The 25,381-nt window shown below is 61.7% G+C and carries 18 protein-coding genes; 13 read left to right on the top strand and 5 right to left on the bottom strand.

Annotated elements, in window-relative coordinates; translation table 11 throughout:
- Positions 1-229 precede the first annotated feature (229 nt).
- From KI797_RS06305 to KI797_RS06245, 13 genes are all read left to right on the top strand, one after another.
- Positions 230-2,137, top strand: a complete 1,908-nt coding sequence (locus KI797_RS06305) for a PTS fructose transporter subunit IIABC (protein ID WP_226172066.1) — start codon at positions 230-232, stop codon at positions 2,135-2,137.
- Between the two features lie 453 nt (positions 2,138-2,590).
- The gene (gene uhpT / locus KI797_RS06300; protein WP_005328717.1) at positions 2,591-3,997 is read left to right on the top strand and encodes a hexose-6-phosphate:phosphate antiporter; all 1,407 of its coding nucleotides are present in this window, start codon (positions 2,591-2,593) and stop codon (positions 3,995-3,997) included.
- A gap of 212 nt (positions 3,998-4,209) precedes the next feature.
- Positions 4,210-4,515, top strand: a complete 306-nt coding sequence (locus KI797_RS06295; RefSeq protein ID WP_042650703.1) for a PTS fructose transporter subunit IIB — start codon at positions 4,210-4,212, stop codon at positions 4,513-4,515.
- The gene (locus tag KI797_RS06290) at positions 4,516-5,283 is read left to right on the top strand and encodes a PTS sugar transporter subunit IIA (RefSeq protein ID WP_226172063.1); all 768 of its coding nucleotides are present in this window, start codon (positions 4,516-4,518) and stop codon (positions 5,281-5,283) included.
- 96 nt (positions 5,284-5,379) lie between these two features.
- Positions 5,380-6,312: a pseudouridine synthase gene (locus KI797_RS06285; RefSeq protein ID WP_226172061.1), complete on the top strand. Its 933-nt coding sequence runs from the start codon at positions 5,380-5,382 to the stop codon at positions 6,310-6,312.
- Positions 6,309-6,776, top strand: coding sequence for an NUDIX hydrolase (locus KI797_RS06280; protein WP_214006140.1), 468 nt, complete (start codon positions 6,309-6,311; stop codon positions 6,774-6,776). Before KI797_RS06285 ends, KI797_RS06280 begins: the two co-directional genes overlap by 4 nt.
- A gap of 157 nt (positions 6,777-6,933) precedes the next feature.
- The gene (mnmA, locus tag KI797_RS06275) at positions 6,934-8,040 is read left to right on the top strand and encodes a tRNA 2-thiouridine(34) synthase MnmA (protein ID WP_226172059.1); all 1,107 of its coding nucleotides are present in this window, start codon (positions 6,934-6,936) and stop codon (positions 8,038-8,040) included.
- A gap of 23 nt (positions 8,041-8,063) precedes the next feature.
- A complete protein-coding gene (hflD, locus tag KI797_RS06270) occupies positions 8,064-8,675 on the top strand; it encodes a high frequency lysogenization protein HflD (protein ID WP_042649668.1) in 612 nt (203 codons plus the stop codon).
- 175 nt (positions 8,676-8,850) lie between these two features.
- Positions 8,851-10,221, top strand: coding sequence for an adenylosuccinate lyase (gene purB / locus KI797_RS06265; RefSeq protein WP_226172056.1), 1,371 nt, complete (start codon positions 8,851-8,853; stop codon positions 10,219-10,221).
- 156 nt (positions 10,222-10,377) lie between these two features.
- Positions 10,378-11,508, top strand: coding sequence for a ribosomal protein uL16 3-hydroxylase (locus tag KI797_RS06260; protein WP_042649666.1), 1,131 nt, complete (start codon positions 10,378-10,380; stop codon positions 11,506-11,508).
- A gap of 378 nt (positions 11,509-11,886) precedes the next feature.
- Positions 11,887-13,299 (top strand): pyruvate kinase PykF, encoded by a 1,413-nt coding sequence (pykF, locus tag KI797_RS06255; RefSeq protein WP_041205351.1) that lies wholly within the window; start codon positions 11,887-11,889, stop codon positions 13,297-13,299.
- 149 nt (positions 13,300-13,448) lie between these two features.
- Entirely contained in the window at positions 13,449-16,766 is a 3,318-nt protein-coding gene (mscK, locus tag KI797_RS06250) for a mechanosensitive channel MscK (RefSeq protein ID WP_226172053.1), read from the top strand.
- A 123-nt stretch (positions 16,767-16,889) separates the two neighbouring features.
- On the top strand, positions 16,890-17,498 hold the full coding sequence (locus tag KI797_RS06245) for a LysE family translocator (protein ID WP_226172051.1): 609 nt from the start codon (positions 16,890-16,892) through the stop codon (positions 17,496-17,498).
- A gap of 92 nt (positions 17,499-17,590) precedes the next feature.
- On the opposite strand, the gene KI797_RS06240 is transcribed toward KI797_RS06245, so the two are convergent.
- The 5 genes from KI797_RS06240 to KI797_RS06220 all read right to left on the bottom strand — a co-directional run bounded on the left by KI797_RS06240 (position 17,591) and on the right by KI797_RS06220 (position 25,146).
- Positions 17,591-19,762 carry a carbohydrate-binding protein gene (locus KI797_RS06240; RefSeq protein WP_226172049.1) on the bottom strand — a complete coding sequence of 724 codons (2,172 nt, stop codon included), beginning with the start codon at positions 19,760-19,762 and terminating at the stop codon, positions 17,591-17,593.
- Positions 19,763-19,888: 126 nt separating this feature from the next.
- Entirely contained in the window at positions 19,889-21,496 is a 1,608-nt protein-coding gene (locus KI797_RS06235) for a glycoside hydrolase family 3 N-terminal domain-containing protein (protein ID WP_226172046.1), read from the bottom strand.
- Positions 21,497-21,526: 30 nt separating this feature from the next.
- Complete coding sequence (locus KI797_RS06230; RefSeq protein ID WP_226172043.1) at positions 21,527-22,504, bottom strand: ABC transporter permease; 978 nt, start codon at positions 22,502-22,504, stop codon at positions 21,527-21,529.
- A gap of 17 nt (positions 22,505-22,521) precedes the next feature.
- A complete protein-coding gene (locus KI797_RS06225; protein ID WP_139751739.1) occupies positions 22,522-24,006 on the bottom strand; it encodes a sugar ABC transporter ATP-binding protein in 1,485 nt (494 codons plus the stop codon).
- Between the two features lie 60 nt (positions 24,007-24,066).
- Positions 24,067-25,146 (bottom strand): substrate-binding domain-containing protein, encoded by a 1,080-nt coding sequence (locus KI797_RS06220; protein WP_197970377.1) that lies wholly within the window; start codon positions 25,144-25,146, stop codon positions 24,067-24,069.
- Between the last annotated feature and the right edge of the window lie 235 nt (positions 25,147-25,381).

Genomic DNA, 25,381 nt, shown 5'->3' with positions numbered 1-25,381 from the left:
GTTCAGACCTATTTAATCAGCTGGTCTGCTGTGAGATCGGGGTCACACTCAAGTCTATAGCGCACAAAAATCCAGTATTTCGCAGTTTTGTCCCATAGGGGGAATGGCGTGCCCCCACCATACTAGGAGGGTCAAATTTGTCTGCATGTCCCGGGGTAGAACCTATCGTGGTCAACTAAACCCGGGAAGCGATGCCAACAGGCTCCATCAAGGGAGCAGGGAGAACGCCATGATCACCACCCTTATCAACGAGCAACTGATCGCGCTCGATTTAAAGGCCACGCGCAAGGAGGAGGTCTTCACCGAAATGACCCGTCTGCTCGCGGCGCAAGGCAAGGTCAGCGACGAGCAGCAGTTCATCAAGGACCTGTGGGCCCGGGAAGAGCTGGACAACACCGGCTTTGAAGAGGGCGTTGCCCTGCCCCACGCCAAGAGTGCGGCAGTGAGCACCCCGGCGGTGGCCATCGGCATCAGCCGTGCCGGCATCGACTACGGCGCCGAGGATGGCAAGCCCTCCCGGCTGTTCTTCATGATTGCCTCCCCGGCGGGTGGTGCCAACCACCATATCGAGGTGCTGGCCGAGCTCTCCGCCAAGCTGATCGAAGAGGGCTTTATCGATGCCCTGCTGGCAGCCAAGAGCCCGGCCGAGGCGCTGGCCCTACTGCTCGAGAAGAAAGAACCGCAAGTGGCCACCCCGGCCGCCGACAAGGGGCTGATCATCGGCGTCACCGGCTGCCCGGCCGGTATCGCCCACACCTATCTGGCGGCAGAATCCCTGGAGCGCGCCGCCAAGGAGCTGGGCTTTGAGGTGAAGGTGGAGACCAACGGCTCCATCGGTGTCAAGAACAGCCCGACGGCGGCCGAGATCGCCCGCGCCAGCGCCATCGTGGTGGCCTGTGACAAGCAGGTGGACATGGCCCGCTTCAACGGCAAGCCGCTCATCAAGACCGGCGTGAAGGCCCCCATCAAGGATGGCAAGGGGCTGATTGAGCAGGCGCTGAAGGCCCCCGCCTACGTGGCGGACAAGGATGAGCGCAAGAGCGAGGAGAAGAGCTCAGGCGGCAGCTCGGATCTTTACCGTTATCTGATGAACGGCGTCTCCCACATGATCCCGTTTGTGGTCACCGGGGGTCTGCTGATCGCCCTGGCACTGGCCATCGGCGGTGATCCTACCCCAAGCGGTATGCAGATCCCGGCAGGGAGCATGTGGAACCAGATCCTCAACGTGGGTGTCGCCGCCTTCACCCTGATGATCCCCATTCTGGCGGGCTACATCGCCTACGCCATCGGTGATCGTCCGGCACTGGCACCGGGCTTTATCGGCGGCTGGATCGCCAACAACGGCAGCTTCTACGGCGCCGACGCCGGTACCGGCTTTATCGGTGCCATCATCGCAGGCCTGTTGGTCGGTTATCTGGTGCGCTGGATTGCGACCCGCCACTACCACAAGATGGTACAGCCGCTGGTGCCGATCCTGATCGCCCCCATCGTCGGTTCCCTGTTTATCGCTGCGGTCTTCATCTTCATCATCGGCGCCCCCATTGCCGACATGATGACGGGTCTGAACGCCATGCTGCTCTCCATGAGCGGTGGCAGCCTGGTGCTGTTGGGGATCGTGCTGGGGGGCATGGCCGGCTTTGACATGGGCGGCCCGGTCAACAAGGTGGCCTTCCTGTTCTCGGTGGGCATGATCGCCTCCGGCCAGACCCAGTTCATGGGTGCCATGGCCTGCGCCATTCCGGCCGCCCCCCTTGGCATGTCGCTGGCTACCGTGCTCGGTCGCAAGCTCGGCATCTTCGACGCCACCGAAATCGAAGCGGGCAAGGCTGCCGGCGCCATGGGTCTGGTGGGGATCTCCGAGGGGGCGATTCCGTTCGCCGCCCGGGATCCGCTGGCGGTCATCCCCGCCAACGTGCTGGGCAGCATGACCGCCGCCGTGATGGCCTTCCTGTTTGGCATCACCAACAGCGTCGCCCACGGTGGCCCCATCGTGGCCCTGCTGGGTGCGGTCAACAAGCCGCTGCTGGCCCTGCTCTGCATGATCTGCGGCGCCATCGTTACCGGCGTGGTGGCGGTTGCCCTGAAAAAACTGCGGGTGAAGAAAACCGACCAGGTGGCGCTGGCCAAGGCAGCCTGACCCTTGTTTACCCCACGTACTTGAGATGACAGCAGGCCACCCCCGGGTGGCCTGCTTGTTTGTGCGCGTCCCCTTGCCACCGGTTTGCGAGCCTGATGGCTCCCCCCCCTGCGGCGCCGCGCCACCCCGGGCGCGTGAGCAGACTCTGTGATCCCCTTCACGCTTCAGGGCCACAAGCCGCCAAACTAGGAAATTTTCCTACGTGTCCTAGGGATGGCTCTCACGCCATCTACATCCCGCCTCTTTACAGTCGACCTACCTGATGTAGTTACCCGACCCCAGCGCAGGTGCCAGGGCCGGGCATGGGTTCAATCGACAGGGGAGCGCTCTGCAGTTCGCCCTCTTCCTGTCGCCCTTCCCGTGGCGTGACCTCCCATAACAGATTGAACGAGTTCAATACACAAATGAGGAGCGCGGCGGGAATAGCGTCTATCTCGCAGAGGATGAACGAAGATGTTTAAACTGCTCGAACAGGTCCGGATCCCCACTCTGGACCTGCCGGTCGAAGCCCGGCGCAAGCTCTGGTTCAAGCCATTCATGCAATCTTATCTGGTTGTATTTATTGGCTATCTGACCATGTATCTGATCCGCAAGAACTTCAACATCGCCCAGAACGACATGATCCAGGAGTACGGTCTCTCCATGACCGAGCTCGGCATGATAGGCCTTGGCTTCTCCATCACCTACGGGGTGGGCAAGACGGTCGTCTCCTACTATGCCGACGGCAAGAACACCAAGCAGTTCCTGCCGCTGATGCTGATCCTCTCCGCCCTCTGCATGCTGGGCTTCAGTGCCAGCATGGGGGGCACGGGGTTCAGCCTCTACTTCATGATCTTCTTCTATGCCCTGAGCGGCTTCTTCCAGAGCTGTGGTGGCTCCTGCAGCTACTCCACCATCACCAAGTGGACCCCCCGCAACAAGCGCGGCACCTACCTCGGCATGTGGAACCTCTCCCACAACGTGGGCGGCGCCGGGGCGGCCGGTGTGGCGCTGTTCGGTGCCAACTACCTGTTCGATGGCAACGTGCTCGGCATGTTCATCTTCCCCTCCATCATTGCGCTCATTGTCGGCTTTATCGGCCTGCGTTTTGGCAGCGACTCGCCGGAGGCCTATGGTCTGGGCAAGGTGGAAGAGCTGTTTGACGAAGTCGCCAGCGAAGAGGACATCGCCACCGAAGAGCAGAAACTGACCAAGTGGCAGATCTTCGTGAAGTACGTGCTGATGAACAAGGTGATCTGGCTGCTCTGCTTTGCCAACATCTTCCTCTACGTAGTGCGCATCGGCATCGACCAGTGGTCCACCGTCTACGCCCACCAGGAGCTCGGCTTCTCCAAGGAAGTCGCCATCCAGGGCTTTACCTTCTTCGAAGTGGGCGCCCTGGTCGGCACCCTGATGTGGGGCTACCTCTCGGATCTGGCAAACGGTCGCCGTGGTCTGGTGGCCTGCGTGGCACTGGCGCTCATCATCGCCACCCTGGGGCTCTACCAGCATGCCACCACCCAGTTCATGTTCCTGGGCTCCCTGTTCCTGCTGGGCTTCCTGGTGTTCGGTCCGCAATTGCTGATCGGCGTGGCCGCCGTGGGTTTCGTGCCCAAGCAGGGCATCAGCGTGGCCGATGGCGTCAAGGGCACCTTTGCCTACCTCATCGGTGACAGCTTCGCCAAGCTGGGCCTGGGCATGATAGCCGACGGTACCCCCATCTTCGGCCTGACCGGCTGGACCGGCACCTTCGCGGCGCTGGACATGGCCGCCGCCGCCTGTCTGGTGCTGATGGCCTGCGTGGCGGTCGCCGAGGAGCGCAAGATCCGCCGCATCAAACGGGAACTGCGCGCCGCCGAGCTGGCTACCCAGTCCGCCTGATGGCCATCATCCGCTTTATATCCTGATATGTATTCGGCTCGCCCTCTGGCGGGCCGTTTTTTTACCCGCACAACCCCACACTCAAACGGGGCCATGCCTTGTGCAAAGCGGCACCAGAGCGCCGCCAAGATCCCACTTTCACCCCGCACCTTTGGCAAAAACCGCCCCTTGGCGCTATCTTGTTGCCCCACCTCAATTCGCTTCGAGAGCCCATGAAGATCCTCGCCGTCACCGCCTGCCCCACCGGCATAGCCCACACCTACATGGCCGCCGAGGCGCTGCAAAAAGCTGCCGACAAGCTGGGGCTCAAGATCAAGGTGGAGACCCAGGGCGCCATGGGGCTGGAGAACGTGCTGACCGCCAGGGAGATCGCCAGCGCGGATCTGGTGCTCATTGCCTCCGACATCGAGATAGAGCAGAAGGAGCGCTTCCTCGGCTGCAATGTGCGCCAGGTATCCCTGGAGTCCGTGCTGCTGGACGCCTCCGCCGTGCTCAAAGCCAGCACCCCCGGCGCCTGAATGCTGCGCCGCGAGCTCACCTTCTGCTGCCACCAGGGCTTGACCATCACCCAGGCCAAGCAGCTCTGTCGACTGGCCGGGCTGTTCAAGTCCCAGATCCTCTTCATCAACATCAGCCGTCGCCAGCGGGCGGAGGCGACCAGCCAGCTCGCCCTGCTCACCCTGGCCACTCAGCCCGGAGATATCTGCCAGTTGCTGATCGAAGGGCTGGATGCCGAGCTCGCCCACATAGCCTTCACCTGCTGGTGCGTGGAGCTGGGCCAGCCACTGGGGCGCCCCGCTACCTCGGCCCGGGCCGAGCAACGTCTGGCCGCCGCCCTGCCCGACTACGGTTTTTCCCTCGCCCAGCTCGGCCACAGCTCGGCCCCCCTCGACAAGGCGCTGGCGTTGCAGGTGCTGGTGGATCTGCTGCCAGCGGAGCGGGTGCGCGACAGATCCGCGCTGGAGCAAGCCATAGCAGATCGGGAGCGACTCGCCGCCACCATCATCAGGCCGGGCCTCGCCATGCCCCATGTGATCTGCCCCGCCATCGCCAGGCCAAGCCTCTCGCTGCTTAGCTGCGATGATCCCCTCCCCTGGGGATCGGCGCTCGGGCCTGTGCAGACCATCATCTTGCTGGCCATTCCGGCCGGGCTCGCCCCCGAGCAGCTGCGCCCCCTCACCCGACTGGCTCGCGCCCTGATGGACGAGGTGGTCAGCACGGCGCTCTTACACGCAAGCTCGGCCCCCGCCCGCCAGGCCATCGTCATCGACAGCCTGCTCGGCTGAGAGGCGCCGGGCTACCCGGGTGCGCTCATCCCCGATGACCCATGGCGAGCGCCGCCGTGATACACTCCGGCATCCCCTGTTTTTGGTATGCACGCGATGAAACCTGCCCGTCCCCGCCTCTCCCTTTCCGGCCGCACCAGTGCCGCTGGCCGCCCCGCACAGGATGAGGCTCACAAGCCCGGCCTTGCACGCTCACGGGCTGGCACCCGGCAGGCGGGCGACGCCAGAGTGGCGGGGCAAAAACCAGAGGTGGCACCGGCAGATCGCAGGCTCTTGCTGCTGAACAAGCCCTACATGGTGCTCTGCCAGTTCACCGACGAGGCGGGGCGCGAGACTCTCAAGGACTACATCCGGGAGCCCGGCATCTATGCCGCAGGCCGGCTGGATCGTGACAGCGAGGGGCTCTTGCTGCTCACCAACGACGGCAAGCTGCAGGCGCGCCTCACCCAGCCGGGGGAGAAGACCCCCAAGACCTACTGGGTACAGGTGGAGGGCATTCCAAGCGAGGAGAAGCTGGCGAGTCTGCGCGCCGGGGTGGAACTCAACGACGGCATGACGCTGCCCGCCGGGGCGCGGATCATGGCTGAGCCCGATGTGTGGCCGCGCAATCCGCCCATACGGATGCGCAAGGAGATCCCCACCAGCTGGCTGGAGATCACAATCATCGAGGGGCGCAACCGTCAGGTGCGGCGCATGACGGCCCATATCGGCCACCCCACCCTGCGCCTCATTCGCTACGCCATCGGTGACTGGACCCTCGATGGGCTCGCCCCCGGCGAGAGCCAAAGCCTGCCCGCCCCCGAGCTGGCACAGGCCAGGCGCCAGCCGTCATCACACCGAACCAGTGGCAACGCAGCCAAACCGGCAAGCAAGGCGCCGAGCCTGGGGAACCAGTCCCAGCGAAACGATAAACCGCGCGGCACGGGCAAATCCAAATCACCCACGGCGGGGGAGAGCAAGCCCCGCAGCAGCGGCCGGGGCACGGCCCGCAGACCCGCCCGTCACCCCAGCGACAAGGAGTTATCATGATCGAACACCCGCCCCTGCCCGCCCGTTTGACGGTGGCCGCCCTGGTGCACTGGCAGGGCCGTTTCTTGCTGGTGGAAGAGGAGATCAAGGGGCTGCGCCGCTTCAACCAGCCCGCCGGCCACGTGGAGCCGGGGGAAAACCTGCTTGAAGCGGCCTGCCGCGAGCTCAAAGAGGAGACGGGGCTGACCGCCCCCCCCAGCGCCTGGCTCGGGGTCTATCTGTTCAAACCGGCGGACAGCGAGGCCACCTTTGTGCGCACCGCCGTCATCTTCGACCTTGAAAAGGCGCCGGGTCAGCACCATCCAGAGGATCCCGACGGCGATGTGCTGGCCTGCCACTGGCTCACCCTGGAAGAGATAGCCGAGTGCAAGCCCGCCCTGCGCAGCCCCCTGGTGTGGCAGTGTATCCAGGACTACCTGGCTGGCACCCGCCTGCCGCTGTCGGCGCTCAAAGCCTTTATATGAGGCCAACTGAAGCCGTTTTTTGCCCATCTTGGCAAACGACGGAAAAACGATTTCCCGCCGCCAGGCTCCCGAGGGGAACGACGGCAGGGAGATGTGACCGGGGGCGCAAAACTCTGGTAGAATACGCCCCGTTTAAACGAACTGGTAACTTCGACTAATGACAGACAACAGCCAAATCAAGGTGATCGTCGGCATGTCCGGCGGCGTGGATTCTTCCGTCTCGGCCTACCTGCTCCAGCAGCAGGGTTATCAGGTCGAAGGCTTGTTCATGAAGAACTGGGAAGAAGACGACACGGACGAGTACTGCTCCGCCTCCCAGGATTTGGCTGATGCCAAGGCCGTCTGCGACAAGCTGGGCATGAAGCTGCACACCATCAACTTCGCCGCCGAGTACTGGGACAACGTGTTCGAGCACTTCCTGGAAGAGTACAAGGCAGGGCGCACGCCGAACCCGGATATCCTGTGCAACAAGGAGATCAAGTTCAAGGCGTTCCTCGAATTTGCCGCAGAAGAGCTGGGTGCCACCTACATCGCCACCGGCCACTATGTGCGCCGTGACGACAGCACGGGCCGCCTGCGTCTGCTCCGTGGTCTGGACACCAACAAGGATCAGAGCTACTTCCTCTACACCCTGAGCGAAGCCCAGGTGGGTCAGAGCCTGTTCCCGGTCGGGGATCTGGAAAAACCCGAGGTGCGCCGCATCGCCGAGCAGCTGGATCTCATCACCGCCAAGAAGAAGGATTCCACCGGTATCTGCTTCATCGGCGAGCGCAAGTTCAAGGACTTCCTGGCCAAGTTCCTGCCCGCCCAGCCCGGCCCCATCGAAACCGTGGATGGCAAGGTGATCGGCGAGCACCAGGGGCTGATGTATCACACCCTGGGCCAGCGCAAGGGGCTCGGCATCGGCGGCATGAAGGATGCGACCGAAGAGGCCTGGTACGTGGTGGACAAGGAGGTGGAGCGCAATACCCTGGTGGTGGCGCAAGGGGAACATCCCCGCCTCTACTCCGATGGCCTGATCGCGAGCCAGCTGCACTGGGTGGATCGCACCCCGATCCGGGCGCCGCGTCGCTGCACCGTCAAGACCCGCTACCGCCAGCAGGACATCCCCTGCCTCATCCAGCCCATCGACGATGAGACCATACGGGTCATCTTCGACGAGAAACAGGCTGCGGTGACCCCGGGCCAGTCCGCCGTCTTCTATGACGGGGAAGTGTGCCTGGGCGGCGGCATCATAGAACAGCGTTTCAGCCATCCGGTTTGAATCCTTAACAGAAGGCAGCAGACGTGAGCGACAAATTCCAAGACAGAACAATGGCTTTCGCCGGCATCTGCCAGGCGGCCTATCTGGTGCAGAAAGTGGCCCGTGACGGCAACTGCGACGAGGCCTCCCTGCGCGAGAGCCTGCAAAGCGTGCTGGTGACCAATCCCAAGCAGCCGCTGGAAGTGTTCGGCAGCCACCTCGCCATCCGCGACGGTTACCGCGCCCTGGTGGAGCAGCTGGGGGCCGACGGCAGCCAGAAGAACGCCGAGCTGACCCGCTACGTGGTGAGCCTGATTGCGCTGGAGCGCAAGCTGGCCAAGCGCAAGGACATTCTCAACATGCTGGGGGAGCGGATCGGACAGATCGCCCGCCAGCAACAGCATTTCGATCTGCTCGACGAGCAGATCCTGGCCAACATGGCGAGCATCTACAGCGATCTCATCAGCCCCATAGGGCCGCGCATCCAGGTGGCGGGCACCCCGCTGTTCCTGCAGCAGCCCCTGGTGCAGCACAAGGTGCGCGCCCTGCTGCTGGCCGGCATCCGCGCCGCCGTGCTGTGGCGCCAGCTTGGCGGCAGCCGTACCCAGATCATCTTCGCTCGCAAGAAGATGGTGGAACTGGCCAAACGTTTCTAAGAATCGGCTCGAGCTTAGTAGTGAAAGGCCGGAAGCAAGGTGAAGAGCAGCACAGGTACCGGAGTTTATGTCGATAAATGAGGATGCCGAGCAGCACATGAGCCTTGATAACGGCCTCGCAACAGGAGCGCGAGTTGATGAGAATCCCCCACACCAATCATCAGGAGTTCACCCCATGGAGCTGTCCGCGCTGACTGCTGTTTCCCCGATTGACGGTCGTTATGGCGACAAGGCCGATGCCCTGCGTCCCATCTTCTCCGAATTCGGTCTGCTGCGTTTTCGCGTCGAAGTCGAGGTGCGCTGGTTGCAAAAACTGGCCAGCCACGCCGGGATCCCGGAAGTCCCTGCCCTGAGTGCGGCCGCCAATGCCGTGCTGGACGGCATAGTCCTGAACTTCAACGAAGCGGACGCCGCGCGCATCAAGCAGATCGAGCGCACCACCAACCATGATGTGAAAGCGGTGGAGTACTTCCTGAAAGAGAAAGTGGAAGTGAACCCCGAGCTGGCCGCCGTCAGCGAGTTCATCCACTTCGCCTGCACCTCGGAAGACATCAACAACAACTCCCACGGCCTGATGCTGAAAACCGCCCGCGACGAGGTCATCAAGCCTTATTGCGAGAAGCTGATTTCCGAGCTCAAGCGCCTGGCCGTTGAGTACCGCGACATGCCGCTGCTGTCACGCACCCACGGCCAGCCGGCGACCCCGAGCACCATGGGCAAGGAGATGGCCAACGTCGCCTATCGCCTGGAGCGCCAGTACAAGCAGATCATGGCGGTGGAGATCCTCGGCAAGATCAACGGCGCCGTGGGCAACTACAACGCCCACGTGAGCGCTTACCCTGAAGTGGACTGGCACCAGTTCTCCGAGGAGTTCGTCACCTCTCTGGGCCTGAACTGGAACCCCTACACCACCCAGATCGAACCCCACGACTACATCGCCGAGCTGTTCGACGCCATGGCCCGCTTCAACACCATCCTCATCGATTTTGACAGGGACGTGTGGGGTTACATCTCCCTGGGTCACTTCAAGCAGCGCACAGTGGCGGGTGAAATCGGCTCCTCCACCATGCCGCACAAGGTCAACCCCATCGACTTCGAGAACTCCGAAGGCAATCTGGGTCTGGCCAACGCCGTGTTCCAGCACCTGGCGAGCAAGCTGCCGATCTCCCGCTGGCAGCGTGATCTGACCGACTCGACCGTGCTGCGCAACCTGGGTGTGGCCGTGGGTTACTCCCTGATTGCCTATCAGGCGACCCTCAAGGGCATCTCCAAGCTGGAAGCGAACGCGGACGCCATGGCCGCCGATCTGGACGCCAACTGGGAAGTGCTGGCCGAGCCCATCCAGACCGTGATGCGCCGCTACGGCATCGAGAAGCCCTACGAGAAGCTCAAAGAGCTGACCCGTGGCCGCCGCGTGGATGCCGAAGGCATGCGCACCTTTATCGACACTCTGGAACTGCCCGAGGCCGTCAAGGTCGAACTGAAGAAGCTGACTCCGGCCAACTACCTCGGTCAGGCCCAGCGTCTGGTCGATCTGCTGAAATAAGCCGGCAGGATGAATGCGGGGCCCTGGGCACGACAGCCACAGGGCCCCTGTTATTTTTGACCGCCACCTGTTTTGCCATAGAGGCCTTGCCCAAGGCCGGCGCCCCCCTTGGGCAAGACCTCTCTAACTTTGTCTGACCTTTTGACGAGAAGACCTATGTACGAACTCAATCTGGATATTGCCCACTTCCTCGAGCATTACTGGCAGAAACGCCCCCTCCTCATCAAGGGCGGCTTCACCGACTTTCAGGATCCCATCAGCCCGGACGAACTGGCGGGCCTGGCCATGGAGGACGTCATCGAATCCCGCCTGGTGACCCGCTTCGACGGCAAATGGGAAGCCGCTCACGGCCCCTTCGAGTCTTACGATCACCTGGGGGAAGAGAACTGGACCGTGCTGGTGCAGGCCTGCAACCACTGGGCCCCCGAGGTGCACGAGCTGGCGTTGCCGTTCCAGTTCATCCCGGGCTGGCGCTTTGACGATGTGATGGTGAGCTTCTCCACCCCCCATGGCGGGGTCGGCCCCCACATCGACAACTACGACGTCTTCATCACCCAGGGCCAGGGCAAGCGTCACTGGCGTGTCGGCGATGCCAAGCCCTTGAACGAATTTGCCGCCCACGCAGCCCTGCTGCACTGCGAGCCGTTCGAGGCGATCATCGACGCCATCATGGAGCCGGGCGACATCCTCTACATCCCGCCTGGATTCCCCCACGAGGGCTACGCCATCGAGCCCTCCCTGAACTTCTCCGTGGGCTTCCGGGCACCGGATGCCAAGGCGCTCATCTCTTCGTTTGCCGATCACCTGATCGACAACGACCTGCGCACCGAGCGTTACGGCGATCCGGACCTCAAGCCACGCGTTCGTCACGGCGAGATCCAGCCCTTTGAGCTGCATCGCCTGCGGGAGCTGATGCAGCAGGCCCTCGATGACGAGACCCTGTTCAAGGAGTGGTTCGGCACCATGATTTCCGAGGCCAAGCACGACCTGGACGTGAGCCCCATGGAGCCAGACTACAGTGCCGAAGAGATTGCCGATCTGCTGACCCAGGGCGAGCCCGCCATCAAGGTGCCGGGTCTGCGCTCGGTCTGGTTCAGCGGCGAGAGCCGTACCTGCTACATCGATGGCGAGGCCTGGACCCTGCCAAGCGAGGATGCGGCCGCCATTTCGCTCTTGTGCGACAAGGACATCATCACCCAGGCCGACATGGTGGACCTCGCCGATCAGGCCGGCTTCCTGCAACTGCTGACCCGTCTGGTCAACCGCGGTTACTGGTTCTTCGGCTAAGCCTGTGCAACAGGCGCGTCGCCTGCCCGGGCGACGCGCCTGGTCGCGACCCGATGCCAGCCCCGCGCAGTGGCCGCCCAGTGACTACACTGGGTGACGGCCAGAGGGGAAAGGGGCCCTGCCCCCCTCGCCGGAGGCCTCCCTCTTGTTTGTCATTTAACAACATGGGATGGCAACGACGAGCAGGCCAGAAATGGGAACCAAATGGCCTCACTCGCGGAAAATCAATTATTTTAGCCCCTAAAATCAGCTGTGAGCGAAAACGTTATCTTGTGAATTGAGGCGCTTTTAGCTCAAAACGTTGTTTCTGGATCATAAAAAGTATCCAAAAACTGGTGTATATTGCACGGCGGAAACTCCTTAACCATGAAGACTGACATGAAAAAGACCAAAATCGTCTGCACCATCGGTCCCAAGACCGAATCCAAAGAAATGCTCGGCAAGATGCTCGACGCCGGCATGAACGTCATGCGCCTGAACTTCTCTCACGGTGATTACGAAGAGCACGGCACCCGTATCCGCAACCTGCGTGAAGTGATGGCCGAGACCGGCAAGCACGCAGCCATCCTGCTGGATACCAAGGGTCCGGAAATCCGTACCATGAAGCTGGAAGGTGGCAACGATGTCTCTCTGGTTGCCGGCCAGACCTTCACCTTCACCACCGACCAGACCGTGGTTGGCAACAAAGACAAGGTCGCCGTGACCTACGCCGGCTTTGCCAACGACCTGCGCGTCGGCAACCGCATCCTGGTGGATGACGGCCTGATCGGTCTGGACGTCATCGAAATCACCGAACGTGAAGTCATCTGCAAGGTGCTGAACAACGGTGATCTGGGCGAGAACAAGGGCGTCAACCTGCCGGGCGTCTCCATCAAGCTGCCGGCCCTGGCCGAGAAAGACAAGCGTGACCTGATCTTCGGTTGCGAGCAGGGCGTGGACTTCGTTGCCGCCTCCTTCATCCGCAAGAAAGAAGACGTGCTGGAAATCCGTGAGCACCTGAAGGCCCATGGTGGCGAAGCCATCCAGATCATCTCCAAGATCGAAAACCAGGAAGGCCTGGACAACTTCGACGACATCCTGGCTGTCTCCGACGGCATCATGGTTGCTCGTGGCGACATGGGTGTGGAAATTCCGGTTGAAGAAGTGATCTTCGCCCAGAAGATGATCATCACCAAGTGCAACAAGGCACGTAAAGTGGTCATCACCGCCACCCAGATGCTGGATTCCATGATCAAGAACCCGCGTCCGACCCGCGCCGAAGCCGGTGACGTGGCGAACGCCATCCTGGATGGCACCGACGCCGTCATGCTGTCCGGCGAGTCCGCCAAGGGCAAGTACCCGCTGGAAGCCGTGACCATCATGGCCACCATCTGCGAGCGTACCGACGCCGTGATGCCGTCCAACCTGTCTGCTGCCAACGACAGCAACAAGCTGCGCATCACCGAAGCCGTGTGCAAGGGTGCGGTCGAGACCTCCGAGAAGCTGGACGCCCCGCTGATCGTGGTTGCCACCGAAGGCGGCAAGTCTGCCAAGGCCATTCGCAAGTACTTCCCGAAAGCCTGGATCCTGGCCATCACCACCAACAAGAAGACTGCTGCCCAGCTGGTCCTGACCAAGGGTGTGGTTGCTCACGTGGTTGACAGCATCGCCTCCACCGACGATTTCTATCGCATCGGCAAAGACGCAGCGCTGCAAAGCGGCATGGGTCTGAAGGGTGACGTGGTCGTCATGGTTTCCGGTGCCCTGGTACCGAGCGGTACCACCAACACCGCCTCCGTTCACGTACTGTAATCAGTCTTGAACCATTGAAAGCGGCGCCTTTGGGCGCCGTTTTTTTTATCTCTCCCCCCTGCTTCGCCTCTCAAGCCGGTGCTAGAATCCACGCGGATTTTCCCCCAGTGGAAAACCACCCGAATCTCGCATAATCACCCGGACGTTTTATGCCCTCAATACAGTTCAGAAGAGCCTCGGCCACCCTGTTGCCGCTGCTCTGTTTACTCATCAGCCTCTGCGCACCGCAAGCCGTGGCGCAAGACCTGCCCCAGCGCACCACAGTACAACGGTCGCTCGATGCCCTCGGCAAGTCCGAGACCCTCACCGTCAGCCAGCAGGCGGACCAGAGATTTCTGACCGACACCCTGGCCCTGCTCGACAACATCGAAAAAGAGCAAGCCAAGGCCAAGACGCTGGCACAGCGGGTACGCACCCTGCCCGGTGAATTGAAAGAGATCAGTGCCAAGCTCGATGCCCTGGCCCTGGACAAGGGTCCGGAGCAACTCAAGAGCGAATACGCCACCATGAGCCTGGCAGAGCTGGACAACCGCCAGCCCGAGATCATGGCCAACATGCAGGAGGCCCAGGAGGCCCTCGGCACCATCGGCAGCCAGATCACCAACCTGCAGACCCTGCCGGAGCGGGCCCAGGCCAACATGAGCCGCGCCTATCAACGCAGTCAGGAGATCCGTACTCGCCTGAACTCAGGGGACGGGGTGAGCAGCGCCGAGAAGATGAAGCTCAATACCGAGCTGGTGTTGCTGGACCTGCAACTGGCCAACCTGCAAAAGGAGCTGGACAACCGCACCAGCATGCAGGATCTGGCAGTCAAGCAACGGGACTACCAGAGCGCGCGCCTCGCCCACGAGGAACAGAAGCTGCAGGCCCTGCAGGAGCAGAGCAGTGCCAAGCGCCTCGGCGATACCGAGAAGACCGCCGAGCAGACCGGCGAACTGGTGGCCACCGAAGACAACCCGCTGGTGCAAAAAGAGCAGGAGATCAACCACCAGCTCAGCCAACAGCTCATCAGCGCCACTACCAACCTCAACTCCCTCGCCCAGAAGAACCTGCAGGCCAAGAGCTGGCTGGAGCGTGGCACCCAGACCGAGCGCAACCTCAATGAACAGGTACAGATGCTCAAGGGCAACCTGCTGCTGTCACGCATCCTCTACCAGCTCTACCAGCAACTGGAGGCCGCCCCCTCCACCCTGGTGAAAAACCTGGAGGAGCAGATCGCCGACTTGCACCTGGCCCAGTTCGAACTGAGCCAGCAGCGGGATCAGCTGTTCCAGAAGACCCAGTACCTTGACAACCTGATCGCCAGCAGCAGAGAGGCGGTCAGCGAGGAGGACAAGGCGAGCCTGGCCAAGCTGATCGACACCCGTATCAGCCTGCTCGACCAGCTCAACCGCCAGATGGATGCCCAGCTGACCAACGCCATCAGCCTGCAGCTGACCCAGCAGCAGCTGACGCGCATCTATGCCTCCATCGAATTCACCCTGCAACAACACATCTTCTGGGTCAGCAGCAACAAGCCCATCGATGGCAAGTGGTTCATCAACTGGCCGAGCCATGCCTACAAACAGGTCTCCGATCTGGTGCTCAAGCCGGACTGGCAAGGTTGGGGCGACATGCTGCTGGCGGTCTCCCTGCTCGCCTTGCCGCTGCTGCTGGTCGGCGGTCTGCTGATGTGGAAGCGCCCGACCCTGGTCAAGCGCCAGCAGAGGATCACCAAGGATCTCGGCCGTTTCCGCCAGGACAGTCAGTGGCACACCCCGCGCGCCCTGCTCTACACCGTATTGCAGCGCCTGCCGGGTACCCTCTTCATCCTGGCCGCCGGCCTGCTGCTCGCCTATTGCGGCCTGCTCAGTCCCAAGCTCATCTTCCAGATCACCCTGAACCTGGCACTCGGCTACCTGGTGTTCAGCGTCTACTTGTCGGTGATGCGACCCGGTGGCATCGGCGAGAGCCACTTCCGCATCCCGCGGGACGAGCTGCAAGCCAAGCGCAACAGCATGCGTTACCTCTGGCTGCCCCTGCTGCCCCTCATCATGCTGTCGACCAAGGCGGTGGTTGAACCCTCATCGCTGGGTAACGACGTGATTGGCCAGGCGCTGACCATGCTGCTGCTGGGTCTGACCGCCTACCTGGTGTTGCCCATCTCCCGCGCCCGCATCAAGGGCGAGGCCAGCATGCTGCAGACCCTGACGGCGGTCGCCCTGGCACTGGCGCCGGTGGCCCTGATGGTGCTGGCGGCGCTCGGCTACTACTACACGGCCCTGAAGCTGACCGGCCGCCTCATCGAGTCCTTCTACCTCATCATCATCTGGAGCCTGGTCTATCGCACCGCCCTGCGAGGTCTGGAGCTGGCGGCCCGCCGTCTGGCCTATCGCCGCGCCGTCGCCAAGCGCGAGCACAAGTCCTCGGAAGATGCGGAAGGGGGCGAGGCCATCGAAGAGCAGCCCATGGATCTGGAGGAAGTCAGCCAGCAGTCCCTGCGCCTGACCCGGATCATGCTGTTGGTGGTGTTCGGCGTCGCCTTCTACTGGCTCTGGTCCGATCTGGTGGCGGTCTTCACCTACCTCGACAGCGTGGTGCTGTGGCACAAGAGCGAGGGGACAGGGGCCAATGCCGTGCTCTATCCCATCAGCCTGAGCGACGTGCTGACCGGCCTGTTCCTGTTCGGGGCGGCCCTGTCGCTGGCCCGCAACCTGCCCGGTCTGCTGGAGGTGCTGGTGCTCTCCAAGCTGCGCCTCGCCCAGGGTACCGCCTACGCCTTCACCACCATGCTCAACTATGTGCTGATCGGGATGGGCTCGCTCACGGCGTTGGCCATGCTGGGAGTCCAATGGGAGAAGCTGCAGTGGCTGGCCGCAGGCCTCTCGGTCGGTATCGGCTTCGGCATGCAACAGATCGTCTCCAACTTCATCTCGGGCATCATCATCCTGTTCGAGCGCCCGGTACGGATCGGGGATACGGTCACCATCGGCACCATCTCGGGCACGGTCAACAAGATCCGGATCCGCTCGACCACCCTCACCGACTTCGACCGCAAGGAGGTGATCATCCCGAACCAGCAGTTGATGATAGAGCGACTGATCAACTGGTCCCTGAGCGATACCGTCACCCGGGTCATCGCCCGGGTCGGGGTGGCCTATGGTTCCGATCTGGAGCTGACCCGCACCCTGCTGATGCAGGCGGCCATGGAGAACAGCCGGGTGTTGAAAGAGCCGGCGCCCATCGTCTACTTCCTCACCTTCGGCCCCAGCACCCTGGATCACGAGCTGCGCTTCTTCGTGAGTGAACTCGGGGATCGCAACCCGGCCATCGACGAGCTGAACCGCCGCATCGACGTGCTGTTCCGCGAGCATGGCATCGAGATCGCGTTCAATCAGATGGATGTCTACATCAAGAACATGCAGGGGGACGAGCAGAAGGTGGAATCCCGCCCGGCCCTGCCGCCGGCGGGGAACCACCCCGTCTGATCCCGCCCGCTTGCACAGGCCCCGTCATGGGGCCTGATTTTTTTCTACCCTTCCCACACCTTGAAAGCGGGGTCAGTCCCCCAATATAGGGAAGACAACGGACTGTCAGCCACGAGGAACTCAATGGACTATCTCTACGCCGTGGTGCTCTTTGCCATCTCGGCCTCGGTCACCCCGGGGCCGAACAACATCATGGTGATGAGCGCCGGTGCCAACTTCGGGATACGCAAGAGCCTGCCGCTGCTCATGGGGATCTGCGTCGGCTTCACCCTGATGCTGTTGCTGGTCGGGCTGGGTTTCGGTCAGCTGTTCACCCTCTTCCCCAGCCTGCATTTCATCATCAAGTGTGTCGGCACCCTCTATCTGCTCTATCTTGCCTGGCTGATTGCCCGCTCCGCCGACGAGGTGACGGGAGACGCCTCTGCCCGCCCCCTGGGGTTCCTCAAGGGCGCCCTGTTCCAGTGGGTCAATGCCAAGGCCTGGGTGGTCGCCACCGGCGCCATCGCCGCCTTCACCAGCGCGGGGGCCGACTTCCATCAGCAGAACCTGACCATAGCCCTGACCTTCTTCATCGTCTCTTTCCCCTGCGTCGGGCTCTGGCTCCTGTGCGGCACCCTGCTGAAACGCTGGCTGACCCATGCCCTCGCCCGCCGCCGATTCAATTACGCCATGGCGACCCTGCTGGCCCTCTCCGTGGTGCCCGTCATCCAGGAGATCCTGAGCCGCCCCTGACGACGCCGCATGAGCCCATCAAGAAACACAGGCCCCGAAGTGGGGCCTGTGTTGTTAGGTGACAGCTATCACCCAGCGCGCATAAAGGGCGCTTAGCTGCAGGCACCGATCAGCTTCCAGGGGTCCCCTGCGCTCGGCACATTGCCACTGTTCCACCACTTGGCCTCATAGATGTTGCCGTTGTAGGTCACCTTGTTGCCCGTGGTGTACACAGACCCGGTGGCCCAGCTTGCCGGGCAACTGCTGCCCTGCTCGAAGCTGACCGACAGGCTATGGGCACCATTCACGGCGGTGAAGGTGTAGCTACCGGCCACAGCCTGCGCCACACCATCGACGGTGAGGGATTTCACCTTGTAACCGGTATCGGGCAACAGGGTGACGGTGAAGCTGGTTCCCCCCTTGGCCTTCAACACACCGTTCACCGGCGCCGGTGACAGAGTGCCGCCGACCCCGACGTTCACGCTGATGTCGAAGAAGACGGGAATGTCAATGGTAGCTTCGCTGTAGCTGCCGCTAAAACCGGCGAAGTTGGTCGCACTGAGGGTATTCACCGCCGTGTTCTTCAGCACTATCTGCTTGGCATCCCCCTTGGCATAGGGTTCAACCAGGCTGATGACCACGTCGCTCCCCTCCTGGCTCAGCTTGATGCCAGAGAAAGGTACCGGCTGGTTGCTCGGGGTGGTGATGACCGTCTTGGCCGGATCGAAGCGACTGACGACCAGCGTCATGTTCCAGCCCCAGTTCAGCGAGCTAAGCGGCACTATATAGCCGAGGCGATCGTAGCTGCCGGTGACATTGGTGAACATCTCGGGCCTGATATCCTTGAGGGTCAACCCCACCAGCTCATAGGAGGAGTAGATGCCGCCATCCTCCGCCTGCGGGCCTATCACCACCGAGGTGGCCGTCTCATAAGCCTTCAGGTGTTTGAAGCCGATGCCAGCACTGCCCGCAATCTTGTCGACCGCAGGATCGAAGCCCTGGACCACCTGCTTGCCCGAGTTCCAAGCCAGGGTGTAGATATCGGATTTGGTGATGACGGCAGCCGGATTGGCCTGCACCGACGCCGCGCTGACCCCCTTGAGCAGGACGCGCTGACCGGCAAACTGCAACTCGGCGCCATCGGCAACATCACCAATCACCAGATCCGCCAGGGGATCCGCCATGCTCCAGCCACGCAACACGATGAGATCATTGCCCAGAGTGAAGTCATTGACCGTGGTCAGGCCGTTCGCCTGCTCGTTGAGCAGGATCTGATCCTTGCCACCACCTGTGATGACAATGTCATTGCCCCAACCGGCCGTCAGCACCTCATCATAAGGTGAGCCCTGGGTGATGCTGTCACCCGGGGTGTCAAACAGGCTGTTGTAGTCACCAAACTTGTAGACGTACTTGGTGATGCAGGTCCCGAGCTCATCACAGGTGATCTGATCCTTGGTCAGCAGGGCGCCGACCCCCCAGGCGCCACGCAGGTGTGCCGCCGCCAGTATGCCTGACATGGTGGCACGGACCTGAATTGGCTGACCGTTGTCATCCTTATCGGGCCAGCTCTTGGCCAGGGCCTGGGCCCAGGTCATGTTCGCGTCCTTGAGCAGCTTGCTTATCACCTGATAGTTGAAATGCATGGCGTCGCGCATCACCAGCTCCTGCTTCTCCGGCAGGCGCAAGTCCGCCAGGGAGTTGACCCCATTCTTGCCGACAAAGGTGCCCTGCCAGCGGTTGACATCGGTCACATAGACCTTGTTGCCGCCCGAGCCCTCAATCTCGGCAAGGGCCTCGGTCTTGCAACCCGCCCAGGTGGAGTCCGGCACGAACATGTAGAAGCTGTCGTACTCCTTGCCATCGACAGTCACCTGTTTCGGGCTGTAGTAACCGGCATCGATCAGCACAGCTTCACCCAGCTGATAACCGATAAAACCCCAAGCGTTCAAGGAGTTATATTGCATCTTCCGGAACATGACCGCATCGGTCGGGGTGGCGGAATTATAGATGTTCCCCACCCCCAGCTTGTTGAAGAAGCCACTGATGGTGGTCGGCTCGGACAACATGCTGCCGGTCGAACAGTCCCGTACCAGACGACCCGGCGCCGTCACCTGGGCATAGGTGTAGACAGGGTTGTCGAGGTTTTGCAGATAAAAATCTGCCAGTGCCGGATTGATACCGGATTCAAAGTTGCGCAGCGCATCCAGGAAGTCCTGAGTGCCGCCCTTGGCCGCCAGAGCGGGGACAGCCAACGCGAGCAACACGGTTGCCGACACTATTTTCATGGTGCTTTTCAAAGCCTGAACCCTCTAATTAGTCCATTAATCACCGGGCAATTGCCCATGCAGGCTCCCAACAACAGACTCCTAGGAGAAATCCCCCGCCATCCGGGATGGCGGGAAAAACAAAAGTTAACTGACCAGACTCACCGCACGGCTGTGCTGGGTCGCCAGGGTGCCATTCAACACTTTTGCGGCGGCGCGAGCGCTCTCGGGGCGGGCCGAGTGGCTGCACAGGTAGTAGCGCACATCCGGATAACCGAGCAGGTCATAAGGGCTGCGCAGTGCCACCACTATCAGCTTCTCGACCTCGCGGCTGAGCCGGCGGACCAAGGCCTGGGCCTCCCCTTGGGCGAAGTCTTCTCCGGGCAGAGGATGGTGCTCGGTCACCACCAGCAGCCAGTCGTCGCCAACGGTTGTCAGCTGCTCGGGCGTCACGGACAGCACCCGTCGAGCGCCCTGGTCCAGAGCCGCAAGGAAGTGATCGAAGGCAGGTTCACGCTGGTTGGGGCCTATGCCACGGGGATTGGTGAGGTTGTGATAGCTGGTCGCCGGTGTGGCGTTGAGCACATAGAAGGGCCCCTCGCCCAACTCGGGCACCTGGCGTAGCCAGGTGAGCGCCTGGTTGGCACAGCGGTTGGCCACCTGCTGGTTTGCCGCCATGTCGGTGGGTTGATAAAGCGCCATGGGCACCAGCTTGGCGAGCTTGAAGGCAAGGATGCGAGCCAGGGCGGCATCGATCACTGCCTCGTCCAGATCCCCCGCCGCCACCGCGGCCATGATGCCGTGGATCATGGCGAACTGCTTGTCGAGGTAAGAGTCGCTGTGATCGTAGTGCTCCTCGGAGAGCATGATCATGTTGATGCCTGCCTTGAGCGCCAGCACTGCCGCCGTGGCGGGGGAGTAGTGGTGGACGATGGCCCCCATGTTCATGCTGTCGGAGATGATGACACCCTCGAAGCCCATCTCGGTACGCAGCAGATCCTGCAAGATGATCGATGAGAGCGTGGCCGGGTGCTGACTGTCGAGCTGCGGATAGAGGATGTGGCTGGTCATGATGAGATCCACCCCGGCATCGATGGCGGCCTGGAAGGGCCGCAGATCCTGCTCGCGCAACTCGCTGAGGGATTTGTCGACCCTGGGGATCTCCCTGTGGGTGTCACCCTGGGTGTCGCCGTGCCCGGGGAAGTGCTTGCCGCTGCCACAGATGCCCCCCTGGTGCAGACCGCGCACCGCCGCCGCCGCGTGCAACGCCACCTTGGCGGGCCTGTCCCCGAAGGAGCGGCTGTCGATGATGGGGGAGCTTGGATTGAAGTTCACATCGCAGCAGGGCCCCAGAATGCAGTTGAAACCGGCAAGGCGCATCTCCTCGGCCATGGCCTTGTACATGGCTTCGGTACCCTGCCCGGTCTCGGCCACACCGAGAGCCAGATTGCCGGGCCCAGTGGTGGACTCCCCCACCAGCACACCCCAGGCCCCCTCCTGATCCACTCCGAGCAGCAGCGGTAGGCGACCCTGCTCGGCACCTATGCTGGCCAGCTCCCGAGTCAATTGCTGGGCCTCGGCGAAGGTATCGCCGTTGTCCTGGCTCAGGTAACAGCCTCCCAGGTTGTACTCGACTATCATGGTGCGCGCCTGCTCGGCGGACTTGCCCGGGAAGGCCAGGATGAACAACTGACCCACCTTCTCTTTCAGGCTCCAGCTGGAGATGATGCTTGCCACCTTGGGATCCATCTTCATGATCTCTTCCTTAAGTATCTGATAATAAATTTATTTTTTTCGCAGCTGCTTGAGCTGCCCCATGGTGAAGGTGACGGCGACGATGACGATGATGCCGCGCAGGATCAGTTGCTGATCCACGTTCAGCCCCATCAGGATCAGGCCATTGTTGACCATGCCCATGATGAGGGCGCCGATGACGGATCCCACCACCATGCCCTTGCCACCAAACAGATTGGTCCCCCCTATGATGACGGCGGCAATCACCAACATGAGATCGCTCTCCCCTAGGGTGTAGCGGGCGCTTTGCAGCCGCCCCGAGTAGAGGATGCCCGCGAGAGCGGCGAGAAAACCGTTGAGCATCAGCACGTAGAGCTTGATGCGGTTGATGTTGATGCCCGAATACATGGCGGAGATCTTGTTGCCCCCGGTAGCCAGCACCTGCTTGCCGAAGCGGGTATTGCGCAGCACGAAGGCGCCTGCCACAGTCACCAGAATGGTCCAGATGAAGAGCACCGAGATGGGTCCTATGTCACCCGAGCCGAAGATGAACACATAGAGGTCGTTGTCGATGGGAATGGATTGCAGCGAGGTGGACCAGCGAGCGATGCCGGTGATGATGCCGGTGGTACCCAGGGTCACAAGGAAGGAGGGAATGCCGACCTGGGTCACGAACAGGCCGTTGATGGCCCCTATCATGGTGTCCACCAGGAGCGACGCCGAGACCGCCAGCAGAATGCTGTCCGTCTCCTGCAGGGTCAGCGCCGCGACTATGGCACTGAGTGCGACCGTGGCACCGAACGAGAGATCTATCTCGGCGGCACTCAGCACGAAGGTCATGCCCACCGCCATGATGGCGATGGTGGCGGTCTGACGCGCGATGTTCATCAGATTGACGGCGCTTAGGAAGCCCTTGTCATGCAATACCACGGAAAAGAACACGAAGATGCCCACGAACACCATGTAGATGATGTAGTCGCGCCAGTTGATACCGCGGCCCTTGGGCGCCGGCAGAGTTAAATCTTTCATCCTTGACTCCTTGCTTGTTATTGAACCGCCGCCAGCAGCGTTTCTTCATTCATCCGTCGCCCTTCCAGGCAGGCGACGATCCGCCCCTTGTTCACCACATAGATGAGGTCACAGAAGCTGGCGACCTCGGCATATTCACTCGACACGAAAATGGCCCCGTTACCGGCGGCGACATAGCTGTCCACTATCTTCATGATTTCGTACTTGGCATGGATATCGATGCCGAAGGTGGGATCGTCGAGCAGCAACACCTTGGCCTTGGTGGAGAGGCACTTGCCGATCACCACCTTCTGCTGGTTGCCGCCGGAGAGAAAACGCACCGATTGCTCGGGACCGCTGGTCTTGACCCCCAGGCTCTTGATCTGGGCCCGCACCATGGCGTCTCCCTTGAGCTTGTCCAGACCCAGTCCCTGGGTGAGCCGGTCATAGGCGGCCATCAACATGTTGTCGGCCACCGAGAAATCGAGCACCAAGCCCTGGCTGCGCCGCTCCTCCGGTACCATGTTGATGCCAAGCGAGATGGCCTGCCTGGGTGAGCGGATCCGCACCGGCTCGCCATCGATGCGGATCTCGCCAGCCTGGATGGGTGTCAGGCCATAGATGGCCTCAAGGATCTCGGTACGGCCACTGCCCAGCAGACCCGCCAATCCCACGACTTGGCCCGGCATCACCCTGAGGGAGATGTCGTGCAGCTGTGCATTCGAGACGCCCTCCAGCTCGAGCAGAGGCACGGCATCCACGGCAGATCCCGGGCGTGACCAGCTCAGGCTGGTGTCACCCTTGCTGCCGAGCATGGCCTCGACCAGTGCCTCGACGCTGGTGTTGGCCGTGTGGGTGGCAAGCACCGTATGGCCGTCACGCAGCACGGTCACGGCGTCGCAGACCCGCATGATGTCGCTGAGATAGTGGGTGATGTAGATGATCGACATCCCCTGGCCCTTGAGGGTGGCGATCACCTTGAACAGTTCGTTGATCTCATTGTTGGAGAGCGAGGCTGTCGGCTCGTCAAGCACCAGGATGCGGGCATTCTGGGCCAGGGCCTTGGCTATCTCGACGAACTGCTGCTGACCAACGCTCAGCCGCCCCACCTCGCAGTCCGGATCCAGATCGACACCCAGCATGGCGAGCAGGGGGGCGGAGCGCCTGACCCTGTCCCGGTTGGAAATGATCGAGCCACTCTCGCCGCCGCCAGCCAGGAAGATGTTATCGGCCACCGACAGGGTCGGCACCAGGCTGAGATCCTGATACACCATGGCGATCCCCTCGGCCTGCGCCTCTTTGGGGGTGGTGAAGCTGCAGGGCTTGCCAAACAAGAGCACCTCGCCACCGTCCCGACCATGAAAGCCGTTGAGCAGCTTGACCAGGGTGGACTTGCCCGCCCCGTTCTGACCGACGATGGCATGCACCTCGCCACGCTTGAGACGAAACGACACATCCTTGAGCACGGGGATGCCGTCAAACCCCTTCTTGATACCACTCGCCTCTATGGCGTACAGCTCCATGTGATAACTCCTTCCGTGAGATGGAACGGGTAGCCGCCTGCGAGGCGGCTACCCGTACGCTTATTGACTGAGTGCCTTGGTAACGGCGGCCGGAGGATCTCGACGCAGCGCCTGTTGCCAGGCATCGGCCAGGTTGTCGCGGGTCACCGCATCGGCGGAGACGGTGACGAAGGGAGGGGTCTGTTCTCCCAGCTTGGCCAGGGCCCCCATGGTGGCCAGAGTCTGGCCGAGGTCATAAGGTAAATCCGTCACTATGCCGGCCACGTTGCGGCCCTTGGCCATGTCCAGGGCATTGGCGGCGCCCAGGTCCATGGTGATCACCTTGATGTCACTGCGTCCGGCGGCCCGCGTCGCGGCAACCACCCCTTCGGCGATGGAATCCCAGGGGGCATAGATGGCCTGGATGTCCGGGTGCTGTGTGATGAGAGCCGAGGCAACCACTTCACCATCATTGGCGTTGGCAATGCCCTGCTTGGCGAGGATCTGGACGCCCGGGTGATGCTTGGCCAGGTTGGTCAGCACCGCCTGATCCCGCTGATTGGTGACGTAGTAATTGGCCTCGTGGTAGATGAAGCCTATCTTTCCCTGCTCACCCACCGTCTTGGCCAGCATGTCGGCAGCCAGACCACCCATCTCGAACAGGTCGTCGGTGACGATACCGGCGTAATCCTTGCCATATTCAAATCCCGTTGGCAGGTTGCTGATCAGCACCAGCTTGCTGCCTTGCTGGACCGCGGGGCGAAAGGCCGCGGCGCCGGAGACAGGGTCGACCACCAGGGTAAGAATGATGTCGGGAGCCATGGCCATCACGGTTTCCACGTCCGTCCTCTGCTTGTTGGCATTGAATTCGGCATCGGTCACCGCCACCACTTTGACGTTCAAGTCATGGAATCTGTCTTTGGCACCCTTGATGAGGGCACTCGACCAGTCGGAGGTGGTGTGCATCAGGATGGCGGCCGTGTAATGCTGGGCCTTGACCCTGTCTTGCTGGGCAGTAGTGAGTGTTACCTGGGTATAAGGGGTTGGTTGTTCGCCATTGGGCCCCAGAGTCGTGGTCGCCTCGGCGGCCTGGGCCCCGTTGCCGAGCAGCATGGCGGCGGTCAATGCCGCCAGTAAAAAGTGTGAGCGTTTTGCCAACATGGTATTCTCCCTATATCCATTGAGTGGTTGATAGGTATTATCTAGGTGTTTTATAGCCTGTAATGAGATGTACCTCACTAAAGAGCGCGATGTTTTTGCGACGCAGCTCACAGGATGTTCAATTTTTGTTAATTAATGACGGGAAAAATCTGAGCGTCTGGGTATTCACTGGGTGAGCCGAACACAACAACAGGGATGAATGAAGGCGAAATACGGGGACTTATCACGAGATGCA

The sequence above is a fragment of the Aeromonas media genome, assembly GCF_020423125.1.
GTDB classification, from domain to species: Bacteria; Pseudomonadota; Gammaproteobacteria; order Enterobacterales; family Aeromonadaceae; genus Aeromonas; species Aeromonas media.
The sequence above is the reverse complement of the archived record's forward strand: the minus strand, read 5'-3'. Positions and strand labels throughout refer to the sequence as shown.

What these genes read in the sequence shown, in the direction of transcription:
- KI797_RS06230 (WP_226172043.1), bottom strand. Translation starts at nt 22,504, where the DNA reads ATGAAAGATTTAACTCTGCCGGCGCCCAAGGGCCGCGGTATCAACTGG.
- KI797_RS06235 (WP_226172046.1), bottom strand. Translation starts at nt 21,496, where the DNA reads ATGAAGATGGATCCCAAGGTGGCAAGCATCATCTCCAGCTGGAGCCTG.
- KI797_RS06240 (WP_226172049.1), bottom strand. Translation starts at nt 19,762, where the DNA reads ATGAAAATAGTGTCGGCAACCGTGTTGCTCGCGTTGGCTGTCCCCGCT.
- KI797_RS06260 (WP_042649666.1), top strand. Translation starts at nt 10,378, where the DNA reads ATGTACGAACTCAATCTGGATATTGCCCACTTCCTCGAGCATTACTGG.
- mscK (WP_226172053.1), top strand. Translation starts at nt 13,449, where the DNA reads ATGCCCTCAATACAGTTCAGAAGAGCCTCGGCCACCCTGTTGCCGCTG.
- mnmA (WP_226172059.1), top strand. Translation starts at nt 6,934, where the DNA reads ATGACAGACAACAGCCAAATCAAGGTGATCGTCGGCATGTCCGGCGGC.
- pykF (WP_041205351.1), top strand. Translation starts at nt 11,887, where the DNA reads ATGAAAAAGACCAAAATCGTCTGCACCATCGGTCCCAAGACCGAATCC.
- KI797_RS06285 (WP_226172061.1), top strand. Translation starts at nt 5,380, where the DNA reads ATGAAACCTGCCCGTCCCCGCCTCTCCCTTTCCGGCCGCACCAGTGCC.
- KI797_RS06295 (WP_042650703.1), top strand. Translation starts at nt 4,210, where the DNA reads ATGAAGATCCTCGCCGTCACCGCCTGCCCCACCGGCATAGCCCACACC.
- KI797_RS06290 (WP_226172063.1), top strand. Translation starts at nt 4,516, where the DNA reads ATGCTGCGCCGCGAGCTCACCTTCTGCTGCCACCAGGGCTTGACCATC.
- uhpT (WP_005328717.1), top strand. Translation starts at nt 2,591, where the DNA reads ATGTTTAAACTGCTCGAACAGGTCCGGATCCCCACTCTGGACCTGCCG.
- KI797_RS06225 (WP_139751739.1), bottom strand. Translation starts at nt 24,006, where the DNA reads ATGGAGCTGTACGCCATAGAGGCGAGTGGTATCAAGAAGGGGTTTGAC.
- KI797_RS06280 (WP_214006140.1), top strand. Translation starts at nt 6,309, where the DNA reads ATGATCGAACACCCGCCCCTGCCCGCCCGTTTGACGGTGGCCGCCCTG.
- KI797_RS06305 (WP_226172066.1), top strand. Translation starts at nt 230, where the DNA reads ATGATCACCACCCTTATCAACGAGCAACTGATCGCGCTCGATTTAAAG.
- KI797_RS06245 (WP_226172051.1), top strand. Translation starts at nt 16,890, where the DNA reads ATGGACTATCTCTACGCCGTGGTGCTCTTTGCCATCTCGGCCTCGGTC.
- purB (WP_226172056.1), top strand. Translation starts at nt 8,851, where the DNA reads ATGGAGCTGTCCGCGCTGACTGCTGTTTCCCCGATTGACGGTCGTTAT.
- KI797_RS06220 (WP_197970377.1), bottom strand. Translation starts at nt 25,146, where the DNA reads ATGTTGGCAAAACGCTCACACTTTTTACTGGCGGCATTGACCGCCGCC.